This is a genomic window from Arthrobacter sp. Leaf141 (genome assembly GCF_001424565.1).
Lineage (GTDB): Bacteria > Actinomycetota > Actinomycetes > Actinomycetales > Micrococcaceae > Arthrobacter.
The window spans coordinates 1-1,940 of sequence record NZ_LMOL01000015.1 but is presented as its reverse complement, the minus strand read 5'-3'; the positions used below and the strand labels follow the sequence as shown (position 1 = coordinate 1,940).

The 1,940-nt window shown below is 64.5% G+C and carries 1 protein-coding gene and 1 pseudogene; one reads left to right on the top strand and one right to left on the bottom strand.

Going from position 1 to position 1,940, the window contains the following annotated elements; translation table 11 throughout:
• The first annotated feature begins 77 nt into the window (after window positions 1–77).
• The gene (locus ASF72_RS11150; RefSeq protein ID WP_056598900.1) at window positions 78–1,421 is read left to right on the top strand and encodes a M16 family metallopeptidase; all 1,344 of its coding nucleotides are present in this window, start codon (window positions 78–80) and stop codon (window positions 1,419–1,421) included.
• A gap of 128 nt (window positions 1,422–1,549) precedes the next feature.
• On the opposite strand, the pseudogene ASF72_RS21015 reads toward ASF72_RS11150, so the two are convergent.
• Window positions 1,550–1,940 (bottom strand): annotated as a pseudogene (locus ASF72_RS21015) (hypothetical protein); the annotation flags it as partial.

Genomic DNA, 1,940 nt, shown 5'->3' with positions numbered 1-1,940 from the left:
GGGCCGGTGGATGATCCACCGGCCCCGCCGCTGTTACGATGGCAGCCAGATCCGGCTGCACCTCCTGAAAGGCCTCAATGACTGTTGTACCCCTGCCCCTCGAGCAGAACCATCCCGGTGACACCCTGGTCCATGGCTCCGAAGGCGGCTCCGAAGTCCGCCGGTCCGTGCTGCCCGGCGGTGTTCGGGTTCTGACCGAAGCGATGCCCGGCCAAAGGTCGGCGACCATCGGTTTCTGGGTAGGCGTGGGGTCACGCGATGAAGCCCCCGGACAGCACGGCTCCACGCACTTTCTTGAACACCTGCTGTTCAAGGGCACCAAGCGGCGCACCGCGCTGGAGATCGCCTCGGCATTTGACGAGGTGGGCGGCGAATCAAACGCAGCCACGGCCAAGGAAAGCACCTGCTACTTTGCGCGCGTCCTGGACACCGACCTGCCCATGGCCATCGATGTCATTGCCGACATGATCACCGGCGCTGTCCTTGACCCGGCCGAGATGGAACAGGAACGGGACGTCATCCTCGAGGAAATCGCCATGGACAGCGATGACCCCACCGACGTCGCCCACGAGCATTTCGTCGCCGCGGTCCTGGGGAGCCACCCCTTGGGCCGGCCCATCGGCGGAACCCCGGACGCCATCCGTGCGGTTGCCCGCGATTCGGTGTGGGAGCACTACCGGCGCTACTACCGGCCCGACGAGCTGGTCATCACCGCAGCTGGCGGCCTGGACCATGATGTGGTGTGCGGGCTGGTGGTTGACGCGCTGAAGTCGGCGGGCTGGAACCTCGAATCCGACGCTGCACCCGTTGACCGGCGCTCAACGGAACGCGCCCTCATCACCGGCACCGCCGGACTGCAGGTGATCAAGCGTGCCGTGGAGCAGGCCAACATCATCATGGGCTGCCCCACCATCGTGGCCACCGACCAGCGGCGCTACGTCATGAGTGTCCTCAACGCCGTCCTGGGCGGCGGCATGTCCTCACGCCTGTTCCAGGAGATCCGCGAGAAGCGTGGGCTGGTGTACTCCACGTACTCGTTCGCGTCCTCTTACGCCGATGCCGGCTACTTCGGAATGTACGCCGGCTGCACGCCGTCCAAGGTCCGCCAAGTCCTGGATCTGCTGGGCGTTGAATTGGACAAGCTGGCCGAGCACGGCATTTCCGAGGAGGAGCTGCGCAAGGCCGTTGGCCAGCTGTGCGGCGGCATCGTGCTGGCCCTTGAAGACACCGGGTCCAGGATGTCCCGGCTGGGCCGGGCCGAACTGGTCTCCGGCGAGTACCAGGACATCGATGAGACCCTTCGCCTGATTAAGGCAGTGACTGCTGAGCAGGTGCAGGAACTCGCGGCCGAGCTCGCAGCTGCGCCCCGGACCGTCACGGTGGTGGGCCCCTTTGATGAGTCCGAGACGTTCGGGCTCTGACACCATCCTGCAGCAAGTAGTAACGGAACGGCTCAGGCCGGACTGCGCCACGTCCGGTGCGCTGTCCGGCCTGAGCCGTACCTGGTTGCTGGAGTCTCGGGGTGTCCAGCGTGCGGAAGTCCGAAGGTTCAGGGCAAGGGAAGTCCGTGACTGACAAGGTAGCTGCTCAGGAGGCCGCCTTCAGTCACCTCATAGTCGTAAATGTCTTCACCTGAGCGGAACCTGTCCAGGAGTTCCTGCTCAACTAAGTCCGGTTCGTGAAAGTCCGGCAGGAAGGTCATTGGCTCGAACGTGGCACCCTCGAATATGGGTTGGTGAATGGAATCCGGCCCGCCTTGCATTGACGCAAGGCGTTCGCTTTCCTGTCCGGTATGTGCCCAGGGTGGTTCCGGGTTTGCTGTGATTTGTTGTGGTTCTGCCGGTTCCGGTGTGGGGTGTTGTTGGGTCCACTCGGACGGCCAGGTGGGTGGTTCGTGGTCGGGGTGTTCGGCGGGGTAGTAGCGGCCGGTGGGTGAGAGC

What these genes read in the sequence shown, in the direction of transcription:
- ASF72_RS11150 (WP_056598900.1), top strand. Translation starts at nt 78, where the DNA reads ATGACTGTTGTACCCCTGCCCCTCGAGCAGAACCATCCCGGTGACACC.